Origin of the sequence: Streptomyces sp. NPDC007264 (genome assembly GCF_042869095.1) — a bacterium.
In the GTDB taxonomy this organism is placed as follows: domain Bacteria; phylum Actinomycetota; class Actinomycetes; order Streptomycetales; family Streptomycetaceae; genus Streptomyces.
The window spans coordinates 19,278-37,680 of sequence record NZ_JBIAFD010000027.1; the positions used below are offsets into that span (position 1 = coordinate 19,278).

Genomic DNA, 18,403 nt, shown 5'->3' on the forward strand with positions numbered 1-18,403 from the left:
TCACATCCGGAAGACGCCGAATCCGCCACGCGCGCCCTCGTAGGGCGCGGTGTGGATCGCGGACAGGCACAGGCCGAGAACGGTGCGGGTGTCGCGCGGGTCGATGACCCCGTCGTCGTACAGCCGCCCGGACAGGAACATCGGCAGGGACTCGGACTCGATCTGCTGCTCCACCATGGCCCGCAGGGCGGCGTCCGCGTCGTCGTCGTAGGGCCGTCCCTTCGCGGCCGCCGACTGCCGGGCGACGATCGACAGGACGCCGGCGAGCTGCTGCGGGCCCATGACGGCCGACTTGGCGCTGGGCCAGGCGAACAGGAAGCGCGGGTCGTACGCCCGCCCGCACATGCCGTAGTGGCCCGCCCCGTAGGAGGCGCCCATGAGCACGGACAGGTGGGGGACCCGGCTGTTGGACACCGCGTTGATCATCATCGCGCCGTGCTTGATGATGCCGCCCTGCTCGTACTCCTTGCCGACCATGTAGCCGGTGGTGTTGTGCAGGAACAGCAGCGGGATGTCGCGCTGGTTGGCGAGCTGGATGAACTGGGCCGCCTTCTGGGACTCCTCGCTGAAGAGAACCCCCTGGGCGTTCGCCAGCACCCCGACCGGATAGCCGTGCAGGGTGGCCCAGCCGGTGCACAGGCTCGTCCCGTACAGCGGCTTGAACTCGTCGAAGTCCGAGCCGTCGACGACCCGGGCGATGACCTCGCGCGGGTCGAAGGGCACCTTGAGGTCGCCCGGCACGATCCCGAGGAGTTCGTCCGCGTCGTACTCGGGCGGGCTCGCCGGGCCCGGATCGGGGTGCGCCTTGCGGTGGTTGAGCCGGGCGACGACACGCCGCGCCTGCCGCAGGGCGTCCTGCTCGTCGACGGCGTAGTAGTCCGCGAGGCCCGACACGCGCGCGTGCATCTCGGCGCCGCCCAGGGACTCGTCGTCGCTCTCCTCGCCGGTGGCCATCTTCACCAGGGGCGGCCCGCCGAGGAAGACCTTGGCCCGCTCCTTCACCATGATCACGTGGTCGGACATGCCCGGGACGTAGGCGCCGCCGGCCGTGGAGTTGCCGAAGACGACCGCGACGGTGGGGATGCCGGCCGCCGACAGCCGGGTGAGGTCGCGGAAGATCGCTCCCCCGGGGATGAAGATCTCCTTCTGGGACGGCAGGTCGGCGCCGCCCGACTCCACGAGGCTGATGCAGGGCAGCCGGTTGGCGAGCGCGATGTCGTTGGCGCGCAGCGCCTTCTTCAGGCTCCACGGGTTGCTGGCGCCGCCCCGCACGGTCGGGTCGTTCGCGGTGATCAGGCACTCGACGCCCTCGACGACGCCGATGCCGGTGACGAGGGAGGCGCCGACGGTGTAGTCGCTGCCCCAGGCCGCGAGCGGGGACAGCTCCAGGAAGGGGGTGTCCGGATCCAGGAGCAGCTCGATGCGCTCGCGGGCGAGCAGCTTGCCGCGCCCGCGGTGCCGCTCGACGTACTTCTCGCCGCCGCCCGCGAGGGCCTTGGCGTGTTCGGCGTCCAGCTCGGCGAGTCTGGCGAGCATGGCGTCACGATTGGCGCGGTGGTCGGGGTCGTTGACGTCCACGGCCGTGGGCAGGACCGTCACGGGCGGGCCTCCGGGGGGTCGGACGGGTGATCGGACGGATGGTCGGAAGCGCGGTCCGGGGAGGGGTCCGGTGCGCGGTCGGCGGTCACCAGCAGGGCCTCCGGTATGTCGAGATGGCGGGCGCGCAGCCACTCGCCCAGGCCCTTGGCCTGCGGGTCGAAGCGGTGCTGCGCGGCGACGCCCTCGCCGAGGAGCCCCTCGACGACGAAGTTCAGGGCGCGCAGGTTCGGCAGGAGATGGCGTACGACGGCCAGGTCGGCCGTCTCCGGCAGGAGTTCGCGGAAGCGGTCGACGGTCAGGGTGTGGGCGAGCCACCGCCACGCCTCGTCCGTGCGCACCCACACCCCGACGTTCGCGCTGCCGCCCTTGTCCCCGCTGCGGGCACCGGCGATCAGCCCGAGCGGGGCACGACGCACGGGTCCCGGGGGCAGCGGCTCCGGCAGGGGCGGCTCCGGCAGGTCGGCGAGGGCCAGTGCGTCGCGGGCCGGGGGCACCGGGACGCGTGTTCCGTCGGGGAGCACCGCCGCGTGCGCCACGGCCGCGCGGTCGACGTGGGCGGCCTCGAAGACGCCGTACGGCGCGCCCTTGCCCGGCGGGGCGACCACATGGAAGCCGGGGTAACTGGCGAGCGCGAGCTCGATCGCGGCGCCGCTCAGCGCGCGGCCGACCGGCTCCTGACCGGGGTCGCGCACGACGAGCCGGAGCAGGGCGCTCGCGGTCTCCTCGGTCGGGGCGTCGGGGTGGTCGGTGCGGGCGAGGTCCCAGCGCACCTCGGCGGGGACGGACCCGGCCGCGTCCAGAGCCGCCTCCATCTGGTCCCGGACGAGTGCGGCCTTGGCCTCGATGTCGAGGCCGGTCAGCACGAAGACGACCTCGTTGCGGAAGCCGCCGAGGCGGTTCAGGCCGACCTTCAGGGACGAGGGCGGCGCCTCCCCGCGCACCCCCTCGATGCGCACCCGGTCGGGCCCCTCCTGGGTGAGGCGCACGGTGTCGAGGCGGGCGGTGACATCGGGGCCCGCGTACCGGGCGCCGGCCGTCTCGTACAGGATCTGTGCGGTGACCGTGCCGACGTCCACGACGCCACCGGTCCCGTCGTGCTTGGTGATGACGCTGCTGCCGTCCTCGTGGATCTCGGCGAGCGGGAAGCCCGGGTGGCGCAGCAGGGCGGGCGGGTGCTCGGTGAAGAAGGCGTAGTTGCCGCCGGTGGCCTGCGCCCCGCACTCCAGGACGTGCCCGGCGACCACCGCGCCCGCCAGCCGGTCGTGGTCGTCGGGTGACCAGCCGAAGTGGGCGGCGGCGGGCCCGGTGACGAGCGCGGCGTCCGTCACCCGTCCGGTGACCACGACGTCGGCGCCCGCGCGCAGGCACGCGGCGATGCCCTGTCCGCCGAGGTAGGCGTGGGCCGCGAGGGTGCCGGGGTGGGAGGCGGTGAGGTCGTCGCCCTCGACGTGGGCCACGCGCGCCGGGATGCCCAGGCGGTCGGCCAGCTCCCGTATCGCGTCGGCGAGTCCGGCGGGGTTGAGGCCGCCGGCGTTCGTCACGATCCGCACGCCCCGCTCGTGGGCGAGGCCCAGAGACTCCTCCAACTGGCGCAGGAAGGTGCGCGCATAGCCTCCGGCCGGGTTCCTGAGGCGGTCGCGGCCGAGGATGAGCATCGTCAGTTCCGCGAGGTAGTCACCGGTGACGACGTCGAGGGGACCGCCGGTGAGCATCTCGCGCAGGGCGTCGAAGCGGTCGCCGTAGAACCCGGACGCGTTGCCTATGCGCAGCGGCCGGGGGGCCGCCGGGGCGGGGGTCACGTGGCGGCACCCGTCGCCGTGCCGCCCTCGGTCTCCTGGCCGGGCGCGGCGGACTCCCCCCGGGACGGGCGGTCCGCGCCCGGCTCCCCCTGGGGGGCCCGGCCCGTTCCCGGCGGTCCCGCGAACGCCTGGGCGATGTCCAGCCAGCGGTCCGCGTCCGGCCCCTCGGCCCGCAGCGCGAGGTCGGCCCGGTGGGCGCGCTGGGTGACCAGCAGGCAGAAGTCCAGCGCGGGGCCGGTCACCCGCTGCGCGGCGTCCTCGGGCCCGTACGCCCAGACGCCGTTCCCCGACGGCGCGAGGAGCTCCACCCGGAACTCCTCGCCCGGCGTGCTCAACCCCCGTACCGCGAAGGCGAAGTCACGGGCCCGCACACCGATGCGGGCCACATGCCGCAGCCGGTCGCTGAAGGGGCGCACCACACCGAGCGTGTCGGCGACGTCCTGCCCGTGCGCCCATGTCTCCATCAGTCGGCCGGTGGCCATGGAAGCGGCCGACATGGGCGGCCCGTACCAGGGGAAACGGGTGCCGGACGGCGCGGCGCGCAGGGCGCGGTCCAGCGCGGCGCGCCCCTCACGCCACTGGGCGAGCAGCCGGGCGGGCGGCAGCGCGGCGCCCTCCGCGGCCGCGTCGTCGACCCATGTCTCGGGCGACCCGAGTGCCTTCTGCACCTCCGCCGCGAACGCCTCCGCGTCGGTGACGGCGAGCAGCGCGGCCCGGTCCGTCCAGGCGAGATGGGCGATCTGGTGGGCGATGGTCCAGCCGGCGGCGGGAGTGGCGAGCGCCCACTGGGCCTCCGCCAAGTCGGCCACCAGCCGGTCGAGTTCCTCGCTCTCCCGGCCCAGATCGTCGATGACGGACGACGCGTCGGACACGATGCGCTCCCCTCCGGGCACGACGGTGTGTGGGGGGAGCATGGCAGCGGGGACAGAAACAAGCAAGCATGCTTGCATGAATTTACGGAAGCTTCCCGCCGGTACGCGGTACGCGCTGTCAGCGCCCCTCGACGGCACCCTCCGCCGCCCTCACGACGGCGGGTCGGGCGTCACCTGCCGGATGGTCGGGAGTTCCGAGCGCGGCGTGATCATTCGACATCTTCCCGGGTCTGGAAGGCCCGGGATTCCCGCCTGTTCCCGCACAAGTCGTGCGGGCTGCTTCGGGTGGGTTCACCTCGACCGCTGTCGTGGTTCCGACGGCCCCGGTCGTAGACTGATCGGCCCGGCGCCGGCGTTCGCCGTCGGCCCCGCGCTCCTCTCGCCGGTTCTCAACTCCCCGTGGACGCCCACCGGAAGGACACCAGGTTCGTGCTCGCGTCCGTTGCCACCGGATGGCTGTGGCTGATGGCCACAGTGGCCTTCACGACCCACACCTATGCCATGGCGAGATGGATCCCGCTCCGGAAATTCTGGAAGCCGTACCCCTTCATCATGGCCGGCTGCGGGGTCGGCATGATCTTTTTCGGTCAGTGGCGCGGTTTCTCCCTGGCCGCCATGGTGACCGGGTATGCGTTCGCGCTCATCGGCCTGACGATCGGGATGTTCCCGACCCGCAAGCGGTTCACGGTGTGGGCCCATGAGATCGAGCAGGGGGTACGGCGCGAGAAATACGACTACCCGGCCTCGCACCTCGCCTTCTGCGGGGTCACCGTCGTCGCCGTGCTGGTCCTCGCGTTCGCCCTGACACAGTGACACGGCCACGGTGACACGCCATGTGACGCGACGCGCACCCGCGCCCCCGGCTGCCGGGCGGCGGTACCGAAGTCGACGCCCGTGGCCGGGACGCCTCCCCGACCGGGCCGGTAGGTGGTGACCGCGGTGGCCGTGCCGCCGGCGGTCGTGCCGGGCACCGGCAGAACGTGGACGAGCCGTGGGCGGAGGTCGGGCATCGAGCGCGACGCACCGGTCCTCGCCCCGGGCGAACCGGCCCCGGAGGTGCGTCGATCGACACGTTCGTCCCACCTCCGGATGCCGCGACAAGGCCGTTCCGGAGCCGCGAGCGCCACGGATGCGCCACTCGCGGTTCCTGCACCACCCAGCTCGCGGTACCGCACCGTACAGCTGTAAAAGGAGTTCACACACCTGACCAAGTCCACTACCCTGGACCGCCAGGTGCATCAAGCTGAACGAACTCGCGTCACATCCCCTGGAAGGCCCCGTGAACAGCCCTCGCCCCGCGTCCTGCGCCCCAGCCCCTGCCCCCGCCGCCGCCGCGACCCGGGCGGACCCCGCTCCCGCGACGGCCGGCGGGGGCCACCCGCGAGGTTCCCTGGGGCCCGTGGGGCTGGTCCTCGCCGGGGGTGTCTCCGCGCAGTTCGGCGGGGCGCTCGCGGTGACCCTGATGACACGGGCCGGCGCCCTCGGCGTGGTGAGCCTGCGACTCGCCACGGCGGCCGTCGTCCTGCTCCTGTTCTGCCGGCCCCGGCTGCGCGGGCACACCCGCGCCGACTGGGGCACGGTCGTCGTCTTCGGCGCCGCCACGGCCACGATGAACGGGCTCTTCTACGAGGCGGTGGACCGCATCCCACTGGGCGCGGCCGTCACCCTGGAGGTCCTCGGCCCGCTCGCCCTGTCCGTACTGGCCTCCCGCCGCGCGGTGAACCTGCTCTGGGCCGCCCTCGCCCTGGCCGGCGTCTTCCTCCTCGGTGGCGGGGGCTTCGGTGAACTCGACCCGGTGGGCGCCGCCTTCGCGCTCGGCGCGGGCGCCATGTGGGCGGCGTACATCGTCTTCAGCGCCCGCGCGGGGCAGCGCTTCCCCCAGGCCGACGGGCTTGCGCTCGCCATGGCGGTGGGGGCGGCGCTGTTCGTGCCGCTGGGCATCGCCGAGTCGGGCACCGACCTGCTCGTCCCCACGACGATCGCGCTCGGCGCCGCCGTGGCCGTGCTCTCCTCGGTCCTCCCCTACACCCTGGAGATCCTCGCCCTGCGCCACCTGCCCGCGCCCACGTTCGCGATCCTGATGAGCCTGGAACCGGCGCTCGCGGCGACCGCGGGCTTCCTGGTCCTCGACCAGTCCCTGACCGCCGCCCAGGCGCTGGCCGTCACACTGGTCGTCGCGGCGAGCATGGGTGCGGTACGGACCCAGGTGGGACGGAGACGGGCGGCGGGAGGAAAGCCGGACGCGTGACCGGGGCGAAGACGAAGGCGAAGGCGGCGAGCGGCGTGCCGCCTCCTCTGCACGGCAGTCGGCCCGGGATGTCGCAGGCCGGCGGGCTCGGCCCGGACCTCGTACGCCCCCGCGGGCAGCCGCACGGGACGGCTCCCGCACGGCGGAATGATCACGTCGACAAGGTATCTTCTCCCCGCGGCGCGTCGAGCGTCCCTCCGCGCCGCGTCAGGGAGGGAAGACATGGCGTGTCCTGGTCGGCACCGGCGGCTGGAACGTCATGAGCGCCTTCCTGGGCCTGGGCTACGTCAACGACGACGATCGTGCCGACCTCGTCACCATCACCGGCAGCAGCTACGTGGGCCAAGACTGCCGAGGCGTCGGCTGCCAGCTCGTGTACACGGGCCGCGGCACCGGCGGGCTGGCCCCGGGCGTGGTCGTGGACGGCGACTGGTGGGGCCTGAACGGCGCCTTCTGATTCCGGGAAGGGGCCTCCGCTGCCGAGCGGAGGCCCCTTTCGTCACGTCGGTGCGGGGCCTCGCCGGTGCCGGAGCGCGACGGGCGCCGGCGAGCGGAACAGCGTCACTCGCCCGTCGGCGCTGACACTGCCGCCGGTTAGCCTTCGAGGATGACGGAGAGGTCCGGACAACTGTTCTTCGACGCGGGTACCGAGGTGGGAGCCGTCTCCGTTCCGGGGTTGCGGTACGTGCCCGGCTGGCTCGGTCCCGACGCCGGCCGGGTGCTGCTGTCCCGTATCGACGCAGCGGAGTGGTCCGGTGAGCTCAGGCGGCGGGTCCAGCACTACGGCCACCGGTACGACTACGGGCGGCGCAGCGTGGCCGCGGACGCGCAGGCCGGCACCGCGGCCCCGCCGCTGCCCCCATGGGCACGCGAGCCGGCCGCGCGGCTGGTCGAGGAGGGCTTCATGGACCAGGCCGCGGACCAGGTCATCGTCAACGAGTACCAGCCGGGGCAGGGCATAAGCGCCCACGTCGACTGTGTGCCCTGCTTCGGTCCGGTCGTCGCCGCGGTCTCCCTCGGCTCCGGGTGCGTCATGGACTTCACCCACCCCGGGGACCGCACGAAGGTCGAGGTGCGTCTCGCTCCCGGCAGCCTGTGTGTGATGACCGGCCCGGCGCGGTACGAGTGGCGCCACGGCATCGCCGCCCGGAAGAGCGACCCCGGCTCCCCGGCCCGGGTGCCGCGCGGCCGACGGGTGTCGGTCACGTTCCGCACCGTCCTCCGGCCCGCCTGAGGCGAAACCCGCCGGACGAGCCGGTGACTGCCGCACTCACCGGCGCGACATGTACAGATCCAACGCCTTGTGCAGTACCCGGTTGAGCGGGTAGTCCCACTCGCCCAGGTACTCCGCCGCGTGCCCGCCCGTGCCCGCCTTGAAGCGGAGCAGGCCGAGGAGGTGGCTGGTGTCCTCCAGGGTGTCGGTGATGCCGCGCAGGTCGTAGACGGCGGCGCCCATGGCGTGGGCGTCGCTGAGCATGCGCCACTGGATCGCGGTGCTGGGCTGGACCTCGCGTCTGCGGGTGGTGGAGGCGCCGTAGGAGTACCAGACGTGTGTGCCGACCCTCAGCATCGTCGCGGCGGCCAGCACCTCGCCGTCGTGGTGGGCCAGGTACAACCGCATGCGGTCCGGGTCCTCCGCCGTCAGCGCGCTCCACATCCGCCGGAAGTACGGCAGCGGGCGCGGGACGAAACGGTCGCGTTCGGCGGTCTCCGTGTAGAGGGCGTAGAAGGCCGGCAGGTCGTCGTGGCCGCCCAGGACCACCTTCACGCCCGCCTTCTCGGCCTTCTTCACATTGCGGCGCCACTGCTGGTTGAGGCCGCGGTGGATGTCGTCCAGGGTCCGTCCCGCGAGCGGCACCTGGAAGACGTACCGCGGCTGGCCGGCCGCGAAGCCGTCCTCGCCGCCCGGCCGCGTCGGCCGCCAGCCCATGCGGCGCAGCCGCTGCGCGATCTCAGCCGCTCCCGGCTCGTGCCCGGTCGGCGGCACGTCCCGCAACCGCCGCGCGCCCGGGTCCGCGATCGCCGCCTTGACGGCGTCGGCGCTCCAGCGGCGTACGACCACGGGCGGGCCCATCTTCACCGAGAAGGCACCGCGGCCCTTGAGGTGGGCGAGCAGCGGCTCCAGCCAGCGGTCGAGGTCGGGGGCGTGCCAGTCGATCACCGGGCCCTCGGGCAGATACGCCAGACAGCGCTTCAGTTTCGGCAGCGGGCGCAGCAGCACCAGACCCGCACCGGCCGGCCGCTGCCCGCCGCCCTCGAACCAGCCGATGCTCTCCGCCCGCCAGTCCGGCTTCACCTCGCCCCACGACGGCACCTGCATATGGCTGACCGACGGGCGCGAGGCGATGAACGCGAGATGTTCCTCGCGGGAGATCGGGCGGATGCGCAGGGTCATGCGAGGGCTCCTGGGGGACGTAGACGGGGTGGGGATGGGGACGGGGACGGGGGACGGGGACGGGGGGACGTCGGGGGGCGGGGGCGGGGGCAGGAAGTCTGATGTCCGGCGCGGACGCCGGAGGACCGGAACGGCGCCCGGTGCCGGGGCATCACCACGTCACCGGTGGACGGCGTACGCCCTCGCCGGCCGGGCGGGAGCCCGCCCGGTCCCGCCTCTCCATCCTTCCGAGCCCCTACGCCCCCGCCACGCCGTGCGCGGGAGTTCACCGCGTTGGCCGTCACTCCTTCGTCGCGGCCCGCCCCTTCGCCGGTCCCTGCGGCGTCAGCCCTTCGGCCAGCGCCTCCGCCAGGTGGCACGCCCCGACCCCCGCCAGGTGCTCCAGCTGGGTGCGGCAGGAGTAGCCGTCCGCGAGGACCACCGCGTGGGGCGGGGCCGACCGCACGGCCGGGAGCAACTGGTCCTCCGCGCAGGCCCTCGACACCTCGGCATGGCCCTTCTCGAAGCCGAAACTGCCCGCCAGTCCGCAGCAGCCGCCGCTCAGTTCGCCCGTCAGGCCGGCCGCGGCGCGCAGCCGGCGGTCGGCCGCGTCGCCCAGGACCGCGTGCTGATGGCAGTGGGTCTGCCCGGCCGCCGGGCGGTCCAGCCGCGGTGGCGTCCACTCCGGGGCGTACCGCTCCAGGGCCTCGGCGAAGGTCACCACCGCCGCGGCGAGCCGGGCGGCGCGCGGGTCGTCGTGCAGCAGCTCCGGCAGGTCCGTGCGGAGCGTGGCCGCGCAGCTCGGTTCGAGGACGACGACCGGACAGCCGTCCGCCAGCAGCGGTTCCATCAGGTCGAGGGTGCGGAGCAGGACGGCACGGGCGCGGTCGAGCTGGCCGGTGGAGACATACGTCAGGCCGCAGCAGACGCGGCCGTGGCGGGCCGCCCGCCGCGGGCCACCGCCCGGCGCCGGCCCGGCGCGGCCCGTCGGCGGCAGGACCACCTCCAGTCCCGCCGTCTCGAGCACCCGCACGGCCGCCCTGCCGACCGACGGCGACAGGTGCTCCGTGAAGGTGTCCGGCCACAGGACGACCCTCGGCCCCGAAGGGGCCGTCCCGCCCGCCCGGGTCGCCGCGCCCCCGCGCGCCCGCCCGGCGGTCTCCCGGCGCCACCACCGGCTGAAGGTCTCCCGCGCCAGGCGCGGAAGCTCCCGCTCGGGCGCGATCCCGCCCAGCCGCTTGCCGAGCGCCGCCAACGGGCGCACCGACGCGAGGGCGTTGACCACCACGGCCGTACGGGTGCGGGCCACCGCGCGCAGCCACACCGGCAGCCGGCCCATCGTGTAGTGCGCCGCAGGTCTGCGCCGCCCCGCGTAGTGGTGGTGCAGGAACTCCGCCTTGTACGTCGCCATGTCGACGCCGACCGGGCAGTCCGTGCGGCAGCCCTTGCAGGACAGGCACAGGTCCAGCGCGTCCCTGACCTCCGCCGACCGCCAGCCGTCGGTGATCACCTCGCCGGCCAGCATCTCGTGCAGCAGCCGGGCCCGTCCGCGCGTGGAGTGCTCCTCCTCGCCGGTCGCCCGGAACGACGGGCACATCACGCCCCCGCCCGCGGCCGTCGCCGTACGGCACTTGGCGACGCCCACACAGCGCCGGACCGCCGCGGAGAAGTCGCCGCCGTCCGCCGGGTAGCCGAAGGCGACCGGCAGCGGCCGACGGGGCAGCGGCGCGAACCTGAGGTTGTCGTCCAGCCGGGCCGGGCGGACCAGCATGCCCGGGTTGAGCAGGCGGTCGGGGTCCCAGACGTCCTTGGCGCGCTCGAAGAGGGCCACCAGGTCCGGTCCGTACATCCTCGGCAGCAGCTCCGCCCGCGCCTGGCCGTCGCCGTGCTCCCCGGACAGCGAGCCGCCGTGGGCGACGACCAGGTCCGCGAGGTCCTCGGAGAAGCGGCGGAAGCGGGCGATGCCCGCCTCGGTCAGCAGGTCGAAGTCGATACGGACGTGGATGCAGCCGTCCCCGAAGTGGCCGTACGGCGCGCCGCGCAGGCCGTGGTCGGCCAGCAGGCGCCTGAAGTCCGCGAGGTACTCCCCCAGTCGGGCCGGCGGCACCGCGCAGTCCTCCCAGCCCGGCCACGCCTCGGTGCCGTCCGGCATCCGGGTCGCCGTGCCGCTCGCGTCCTCGCGCAGCCGCCACAGCGCGCGCTGCCCGGCCGGGTCGGTGACCACCACGGCGTCCGTCACGTCCGCGGCCCGGACGATCGCCTGCGCACGCGCGCGTGCCTCCGCCTCGGTCGCGCCGCCCGCCTCCACGAACAGCCAGGCACCGCCGCGCGGGAGTTCCGCCGACGGCGGCACCAGGTCGGCGGCCATGCCCTCCACGGTCAGCGGACCCTGCGCCAGCAGTCCCGCCGCCGCCCGGGCCGCCGCGCTCTCGTCCGCGTACGCCAGCACGGCGAGCGCACGCGCGCGGGGCGCCTCGACCAGGCGCACGACCGCCTCCGTCAGGATGCCCAAGGTGCCCTCGGAGCCGCAGAGGGAGCGGGCGACGTCCGCGCCGTGCTCCGGGAGCAGGGCGTCCAGCGCGAGCCCGGAGATGCGGCGCGGGAGGGCGGGGAAACCCGTGCGCAGGAGCGCCGACTCCGCCTCCACGAGGGCACGCAGCCCCTGGGGCGCGCCCCTCCAGTCCGTGCCCGCCGTCAGGGCCTCGCCCCGCGCGGTGAGCAGCGACAGCCCGCGCACGTTGTCCGCCGTGGTGCCCCAGGCCACCGAGTGGGAACCGCAGGCGTTGTTGCCGATCATCCCGCCCAGGGTGCAGCGGGCGTGGGTGGAGGGGTCCGGGCCGAAGCGCAGGCCGTGCGGGGCGGCGGCCTCCTGGAGGCGGTCGAGGACCAGGCCCGGCTGGACGACCGCCGTGCGCGCCCCGGGGTCCAGGGACACGATCCTGTTCATGTGCCGGGTGAAGTCGAGCACGACGCCCGTGCCGGTCGCCTGCCCCGCGATCGACGTGCCGCCGCCGCGGGCGACGATCGGCACACCGTGCGCCCGGCACACGCCCAGGGCGGCCGCCACGTCCTCGGCGTCCTGGGGGGCGACGACGCCGAGGGGCACCCGCCGGTAGTTGGACGCGTCCATGGTGTGCAGCGCCCGCGCCGTGGTGCCGAAGTCGACCGTGCCGCGCACCGCCGCGCGCAACTCGGCACCGAGTGTGACGGTGTCCACACCCGCTGCCCCGTGCCGCCGTTCCCCGAGATCCGTCATGGTTCCAGGATGCCTCCGGCCACGGACGGTGACCTCCCCGGAGGGCCGGTCCCCGACCGTTGGGCCCCCATCGGCCGAGCGAACACGGAGGGTGATCGAATTCGGCCGCACGGGGACCGGAGCCGACCGTCCGCGCAGGCCCTCCGCGGACCCGTGGCGCCCTCCGAAGCCGCCCCGGCGCCCCGTCAAATGGCGAGACCGGTACCGGAATCCGCACATTCCGATCAGGAAGTCTCCTATAGTGGCGCCCAATTGAGCACACGGGTCGCTGCTCGCCGTCCGGCCCCGCGCGGCACTCGCCCTGGACATGACCTAGGCCGACCGAGGACATCATTCATGACCGCCCCCACACCGTCAGGCGAACGGCCCGCCGTCCGCGCCGTCGCACCCGCCTCGCTGGCCACCGCCGTGGTGGCGGGCCTCGCCGTCACCGCCGCGGTCATGGCGGCACCGGAGGCGGTCCGCGTCCCCCTCGCCTGGGGTGGGGCCGCGGCGGCTCTGCTGCTGTGCGTGGCGGTCGGCTTCGCCGTCCACGGCGCCCGCGCGGCGCGGGTGGCGCGCCGCCGCCTGGACGCCGTGGCGCAGGACGCGAGCCGGATGCTCCAGGAACGGGCCCGGCTCGCCGAGGAGTTCAGCCAGGAGCGGGGGCGGCTGACGGACGGCTTCATCGAGGAACGGGTGCGGCTGAGCGAGGAGTTCGAGCGGGAGCGCGCCCGGCTCGCCCAGGCGTCCGCCCAGGAACGCGAGCGGCTCACCGACGGGTTGGCCCAGGAACGTGCCGCTCTCACCGAGGGGTTCGCCCAGGAACGCGAGCGGCTCACCGCCGACATCGCCCGGCTCATCGGGGAGAAGGCCCGCCTCACCCAGCGCCTGCGCCAGGCCGCCAACACCCGCGACGCGGCCATATCCGTCACCGCCAACGTCGCCGGCCGCATGCAGGCCCTGGCCACCGGCACCCTGGCCGACCTGCGCGCGATGGAGGACCGGCACACGGACGAGGACGTCCTGACCGACCTCCTGTACCTCGACCACCGCACCGCGCAGGCGGGCCGCCTCGCCGACTCCGTCGCGGTCCTCGCGGGCGCCCGCTCCGGCCGCCGCTGGGCCCGCCCCATCGTCATGGAGTCGATCCTGCGCGGCGCGATGGGCCGGATCAGCGGCTACCAGCGCGTCCGTCTGCACTCCTCCAGCGAAGCCGCCGTGGCCGGACACGCCGCCGAGGGCGTGATGCACGCGCTCGCCGAACTCCTCGACAACGCCGCCACCTTCTCGCCGCCGACCGCCGAGGTCCACGTCTACGTGGAGGAGGTGCCGGCCGGTGTCATCGTGTCCGTGGAGGACGCGGGCCTGGTGATGAGCGATGTGCAGCTGCGCCGCGCCGAGCGCGCGGTCTCCGGCGACATCACCGAGCTGGGCGGGCTCACCGGTACCCGGCTCGGCCTCGCGGTCGTCGGCCGCCTCGCCCGCAAGTACGGCCTGAGGGTGTCCTTCCGGCCGTCGGCGCGCGGCGGCACGGGCGTCCTGATGCTGATCCCGCAGGAGATCCTGTCGCAGCCGACGCTGCCGTCGTCCGCGGAGCCCGGCCACGCCCACGCCCAGGCCGCCGCCACCGGCGCGGACATCACCGGCCCGAACACCGTCACGCCGAACACCGACGACGCCATCGAGACGGCCGCCATCGAGACGGCCGCCGCCGATGCGGCCACCACCGGGCACCGGCCGTCGTACGCCGCCGCCCACGCCCCCCAGGACCTCGACCCCGACCCGGTCCCCACGCACGAGTCCCCGGCATCGGACGACGTGCGCCCCGGCACCCGTACCGGCACCACCACGGACGCGGGCACAGGCACAGGCACAGGCACAGGCACCACCACGGGCACGGGCACGGGCGCGACCGGCGGCGGACTCCCGCGCAGGCGCCGCGGCCAGGCGCTCGCCGCGGCCGAACGCGGCCGCGCCCACACCGTCGTCCCCGCTCCGCGGGAGCCGCTCACCGCCAAGGACGCCAAGACCCGGGCCGCCCGCTTCAGCAGCTTCCGCCAGGCGGTCCGCGGCGTGGTACCGGACCAGGCGGCGGTCCAGGGCACCACGGCGGAACCCCCGGCAACCGAGTCCCACGCGTCCTCCGCGGCCCGCACGCCGCACGAGCCCGCCGAGGGCCTCCTGCCGGACGCGTCGGCGCCCGGCCGCGCACCCGACCCCACCGCCGTACCCGAACCGGCCGCCACCCCCTCCCACCCGGAAGGCAAGACCACTTCATGACCGGCACCACGACCGCCGACGAGAAGCTCACCTGGCTCATCGAGGGACTCCTGGAGCGCACCCCGGGCGCCCGGCACGCGCTCGTGCTGTCCAGGGACGGGCTGAAGCTGTGCCGTACCCCGGAACTCTCGGTCGACCAGGCCGATCAGCTGGCCGCGATCGCCGCCGGCATCCAGTCGCTCTCGCACGGCGCGTCCGTGGAGTTCGGCGACGGCAGCGGGGGCGTGCGCTCGGCGATGACGGAGTTCTACGGCGGCGTCCTGTTCATCGTGGAGGCGGGCCAGGGCGCCCACCTCGCCCTGGTCACCGCGGAGGACGCGGACGCCGGGCTCGTCGGGCACCACATGAGCGAACTCGTGGAGCAACTCGGCGAGCACCTGAGCGCGCAGCCCCGGACGTCATGAGCCGCCCCGGCAGGGACGATGCGCCCGACCGGCTGTACACCCTCACGGGAGGGCGCAGCCGGTCGGACGAGGCCGCCCGGTTCGACCTGGTGACGCTCGTGGTCGCCGAGTGCGACCCGGTACCGGGCATGCAGTCGGAGCACGCCGCGATCCTGCGGCTGTGCGAACGGCCGACGGCGGTCGTGGAGATCGCCGCCGAGCTGCGGCTGCCCGTGAGCATCACCCGGATCCTGCTCTCCGACCTCCTTGCGACCGGCCGCGTCAGCGCCCGCCATCCGCGCATCGCCGCCCTTCCCGATCCCGACATCCTGGAGCAGGTGCTCGTTGGACTCCGCAACCTCTGACACCCGCACTCCGCTGGGTGCCCAGGCCGACAACGGCCTGAAGATCGTGGTCGTCGGCGGCTTCGGCGTCGGCAAGACGACCCTGGTCCGCTCGGTGAGCGAGATCCGCCCGCTCAGCACCGAGGAGACGATGACCCAGGCCGGAGAGACGGTCGACGACATCACCGAGGTGCGGGGAAAGTCCGCCACGACCGTCGCCTTCGACTTCGGCCGCATCACGCTGGACGCCCGCAACGTGCTGTACCTGTTCGGCGCGCCCGGGCAGGAGCGGTTCTGGTTCCTGTGGGACCGGTTGTTCTCCGGCGCGCTCGGCGCGGTCGTCCTCCTCGACACCCGGCGCATCGACGACTCCTGGTACGCCATCGACCGCCTGGAACGCCACGGGATGCCGTTCATCGTGGCCTGCAACGACTTCGGCGGCCCCCGGCACACGCCCGAGGAGGTCCGCGCGGCGCTCGACCTCGACCCGCACGTCCCGCTGGTCGCGTGCGACGCGCGCTCCCGGGCGTCCGCGAAGCAGGTGCTGATCGCGCTCGTCGAGCACGTCCAGCGCCTCCATGCCGGCCAAGCCCCCACATCCGAACAGGAGCTGGTGTGACCACCGCCCCCGTGCCCCTGAGCGGGCCCCGGTTCCAGACCGAACCCACCGCCCTGTACCGGGAGATGCGGCTCGAACACGGTTCCGTGACCCCGGTCGTGCTCGACGGCGGCGTACCCGCGTGGCTCGTCCTCGGCTACCGCGAACTGCACCAGGTGACCGGCGACCCGGTGCTGTTCAGCCGCGACTCCGACCTGTGGAACCAGTGGGACACCATCCCCGACGACTGGCCGCTGCTGCCGATGATCGGCCGCAGGCAGCCGTCGATCCTCTACACGGTCGGCGAGCGCCACCGCGAACGCGCGGCGATGATCAGCGATGCGCTGGAGGCCGTCGACCCCTTCGAACTGCGCCGCCACGTCGAACGCATCGCGGACGAGCTGATCGACGCGGTGTGCGCCAAGGGCGAGGCCGACCTCGTCGCGGACTACGCGATGCTGCTGCCCGTCCGCGTCCTGGCGATCCTCTACGGCTTCACGGAGGAGCAGGGGCCGGGCCTGGTCACCGCCCTCAACGACATGATCGACGGCCGGGAGCGGGCGCTCGCCGGCCAGACGCACCTGGCCACCTCCATGACCGGCCTGCTGGCCGCCCGGAAGGAGCACCCGGCCGACGACGTCGTCTCACGGATGCTCGCCGACCAGAGCGGCTTCACCGACGAGGAGATCGTCCAGGACCTGATGGTGATGCTGGCGGCGGGCCACCAGCCGACCGCCGACTGGATCGGCAACTCGCTGCGGCTGATGCTGACCGACGACCGCTTCGCGGCGTCCCTGTTCGGCGGCCGCAACAGCGTCGCCGAGGCCATGAACGAGGTGCTGTGGGAGGACACGCCCACGCAGAACGTGGCGGGCCGCTGGGCGTCCCGCGACACCCGCCTCGGCGGCCGCCACATCCGCGCGGGCGATCTGCTGCTGCTCGGCCTCCAGGGCGCCAACAGCGACCCCCAGGTGCGCACCGACGGCTCCACGCTGACCGGCGGCAACAACGCCCACTTCTCCTTCGGTCACGGCGAGCACCGCTGCCCGTTCCCGGCGCAGGAGGTGGCCGAGGTGATCGCGCGCACCGGCATCGAGGTGGTCCTGGACCGCCTCCCGGACATCGATCTCGCCGTGCCCGCCGAGACGTTGACGCGCCGCCCGTCGCCGTGGCTGCGCGGCCTCACGGCGCTGCCGGTGATGTTCACCCCCACCCCTACTCTTGGGAGCCCTTCCGCATGACGTCCAGCGACATGGCCCCGATAGCCCTCGACCCCTTCGTCTCCGACCTCGACGCCGAGAGCGCCCGGTTGAGGGAGGCGGGCCCGCTCGCCGCCGTGGTGCTGCCCGGCGGCGTCCCCGTGTGGGCGGTCACCCACCACGCCGAGGCCAGGCAGCTGCTGACGGACCCCCGGCTGGTCAAGGACATCAACGTCTGGGGTGCCTGGCGGCGCGGCGAGATCGCGCCCGACTGGCCGCTGATCGGTCTCGCCAACCCCGGCCGCTCCATGCTCACCGTGGACGGGACCGACCACCGGCGGCTGCGCACGCTCGTCGCCCAGGCGCTGACGCCGCGCCGGGTGGAGGAGATGCGGGAGCGGATCACGAAGCTGACGCAGGGCCTGCTGGACCGGCTGCCGGCGGACGGCGGCGTGGTCGACCTCAAGGCCGAGTTCGCCTATCCGCTGCCCATGTACGTCATCGCGGACCTGATGGGCATGGACGAGTCCCGGCTGCCGCGGCTGAAGGAGCTGTTCGAGAAGTTCTTCTCGACGCAGACCCCGCCTCAGGAGGTCGTCGCCACGCTCACCGAGCTGGCGGGGATCATGGCGGACACGGTGGCCGCGAAGCGCGCCGAACCGGGTGACGACCTCACCTCCGCCCTGATCCAGGCGTCCGAGGACGGGGACCACCTCACCGACGAGGAGATCGTCTCCACGTTGCAGCTGATGGTGGCGGCGGGCCACGAGACGACCATCTCGCTGATCGTCAACGCGGTGGTCAACCTGTCGCTGCACCCCGAGCAGCGGGCGCTGGTGCTGTCCGGGGAGGCGGACTGGTCGGCGGTGGTCGAGGAGACCCTGCGCCACTCGACGCCCACCTCGCACGTGCTGATCCGGTTCGCGACGGAGGACGTCCCGGTCGGCGACCGGGTGATCCCGGCGGGCGACGCCCTGATCGTGTCGTACGGCGCGATCGGCCGGGACGAGCAGGCGCACGGCCCGACCGCGGGCGTCTTCGACATCACCCGGGAGACGCGGAACCGGCACATCTCCTTCGGTCACGGTCCGCACGTGTGCCCCGGGGCGGCCCTGTCCCGGCTGGAGGCGGGCGTGGCCCTCCCCGCCCTGTACGCCCGCTTCCCCGAGCTCGACCTGGCGGTACCGGCGAGCGACCTGCGCAACAAGCCGGTGGTGACGCAGAACGACCTCTTCGAGCTGCCGGTGCGGCTCGGCGGCTGATCCGTTCCGCCGCCGGGCGGGCGGGCCGGCCCCGGTCCGCCCGCCCGCCCGGCGCACGGGACGGCCCCGCCGAGGGAGTCGCGGTGCGGCCGTTCGGATGGACCGGGTTCGGGGCGGAGGCCCCCGGGGTCGGCCGCACGCGGCCGGTGTCCCGGGCGATGGCGGCACGACACCCCCGTCTCACCCGACGGACCCCGTTTCGCCCAG

General features: G+C 74.2%; 15 protein-coding genes. 10 read left to right on the forward strand and 5 right to left on the reverse strand.

Annotated elements, in window-relative coordinates:
• The 3 genes from ACFYMU_RS31570 to ACFYMU_RS31580 are packed head-to-tail and all read right to left on the reverse strand — an operon-like array spanning position 1 to position 4,270.
• Entirely contained in the window at positions 1-1,599 is a 1,599-nt protein-coding gene (locus ACFYMU_RS31570) for an acyl-CoA carboxylase subunit beta (RefSeq protein ID WP_388380649.1), read from the reverse strand.
• The gene (locus ACFYMU_RS31575; protein ID WP_388380652.1) at positions 1,596-3,398 is read right to left on the reverse strand and encodes an acyclic terpene utilization AtuA family protein; all 1,803 of its coding nucleotides are present in this window, start codon (positions 3,396-3,398) and stop codon (positions 1,596-1,598) included. The genes ACFYMU_RS31570 and ACFYMU_RS31575 overlap by 4 nt, the downstream gene beginning before the upstream one ends.
• Complete coding sequence (locus tag ACFYMU_RS31580; protein WP_388380655.1) at positions 3,395-4,270, reverse strand: TIGR03084 family metal-binding protein; 876 nt, start codon at positions 4,268-4,270, stop codon at positions 3,395-3,397. Before ACFYMU_RS31580 ends, ACFYMU_RS31575 begins: the two co-directional genes overlap by 4 nt.
• A 399-nt stretch (positions 4,271-4,669) precedes the next feature.
• On the opposite strand from ACFYMU_RS31580, the gene ACFYMU_RS31585 reads away from it, so the two are divergent.
• From ACFYMU_RS31585 to ACFYMU_RS31600, 4 genes are all read left to right on the forward strand, one after another.
• Positions 4,670-5,083 (forward strand): hypothetical protein, encoded by a 414-nt coding sequence (locus ACFYMU_RS31585; protein ID WP_388380658.1) that lies wholly within the window; start codon positions 4,670-4,672, stop codon positions 5,081-5,083.
• Positions 5,084-5,549: 466 nt separating this feature from the next.
• Positions 5,550-6,518 carry a DMT family transporter gene (locus tag ACFYMU_RS31590; RefSeq protein ID WP_388380661.1) on the forward strand — a complete coding sequence of 323 codons (969 nt, stop codon included), beginning with the start codon at positions 5,550-5,552 and terminating at the stop codon, positions 6,516-6,518.
• Positions 6,519-6,777: 259 nt separating this feature from the next.
• Positions 6,778-6,975 carry a hypothetical protein gene (locus ACFYMU_RS31595; protein ID WP_388380664.1) on the forward strand — a complete coding sequence of 66 codons (198 nt, stop codon included), beginning with the start codon at positions 6,778-6,780 and terminating at the stop codon, positions 6,973-6,975.
• A gap of 150 nt (positions 6,976-7,125) precedes the next feature.
• Positions 7,126-7,752, forward strand: a complete 627-nt coding sequence (locus tag ACFYMU_RS31600; protein ID WP_388380667.1) for an alpha-ketoglutarate-dependent dioxygenase AlkB — start codon at positions 7,126-7,128, stop codon at positions 7,750-7,752.
• Between the two features lie 36 nt (positions 7,753-7,788).
• Here ACFYMU_RS31600 and ACFYMU_RS31605 read toward each other — a convergent pair whose 3' ends face one another.
• Both ACFYMU_RS31605 and ACFYMU_RS31610 read right to left on the reverse strand, forming a co-directional pair.
• Positions 7,789-8,913, reverse strand: a complete 1,125-nt coding sequence (locus ACFYMU_RS31605; protein WP_388380670.1) for a lipid II:glycine glycyltransferase FemX — start codon at positions 8,911-8,913, stop codon at positions 7,789-7,791.
• A gap of 280 nt (positions 8,914-9,193) precedes the next feature.
• Positions 9,194-12,148 (reverse strand): FAD-binding and (Fe-S)-binding domain-containing protein, encoded by a 2,955-nt coding sequence (locus ACFYMU_RS31610; RefSeq protein WP_388380673.1) that lies wholly within the window; start codon positions 12,146-12,148, stop codon positions 9,194-9,196.
• A gap of 336 nt (positions 12,149-12,484) precedes the next feature.
• Here ACFYMU_RS31610 and ACFYMU_RS31615 point away from each other — a divergent pair, with 336 nt between their 5' ends.
• From ACFYMU_RS31615 to ACFYMU_RS31640, 6 genes are read left to right on the forward strand one after another with little or no spacing between them, the layout of a single operon-like run.
• Complete coding sequence (locus ACFYMU_RS31615) at positions 12,485-14,410, forward strand: ATP-binding protein (protein WP_388380676.1); 1,926 nt, start codon at positions 12,485-12,487, stop codon at positions 14,408-14,410.
• Positions 14,407-14,814: a roadblock/LC7 domain-containing protein gene (locus ACFYMU_RS31620; RefSeq protein ID WP_388380680.1), complete on the forward strand. Its 408-nt coding sequence runs from the start codon at positions 14,407-14,409 to the stop codon at positions 14,812-14,814. The genes ACFYMU_RS31615 and ACFYMU_RS31620 overlap by 4 nt, the downstream gene beginning before the upstream one ends.
• Positions 14,811-15,158, forward strand: a complete 348-nt coding sequence (locus ACFYMU_RS31625; RefSeq protein ID WP_388380683.1) for a DUF742 domain-containing protein — start codon at positions 14,811-14,813, stop codon at positions 15,156-15,158. The genes ACFYMU_RS31620 and ACFYMU_RS31625 overlap by 4 nt, the downstream gene beginning before the upstream one ends.
• Complete coding sequence (locus tag ACFYMU_RS31630; RefSeq protein WP_388380686.1) at positions 15,139-15,756, forward strand: ATP/GTP-binding protein; 618 nt, start codon at positions 15,139-15,141, stop codon at positions 15,754-15,756. Before ACFYMU_RS31625 ends, ACFYMU_RS31630 begins: the two co-directional genes overlap by 20 nt.
• Entirely contained in the window at positions 15,753-16,976 is a 1,224-nt protein-coding gene (locus tag ACFYMU_RS31635; RefSeq protein WP_388380689.1) for a cytochrome P450, read from the forward strand. Before ACFYMU_RS31630 ends, ACFYMU_RS31635 begins: the two co-directional genes overlap by 4 nt.
• Positions 16,973-18,196 (forward strand): cytochrome P450, encoded by a 1,224-nt coding sequence (locus ACFYMU_RS31640; RefSeq protein ID WP_388380692.1) that lies wholly within the window; start codon positions 16,973-16,975, stop codon positions 18,194-18,196. The genes ACFYMU_RS31635 and ACFYMU_RS31640 overlap by 4 nt, the downstream gene beginning before the upstream one ends.
• The last annotated feature ends 207 nt before the right edge of the window (positions 18,197-18,403 follow it).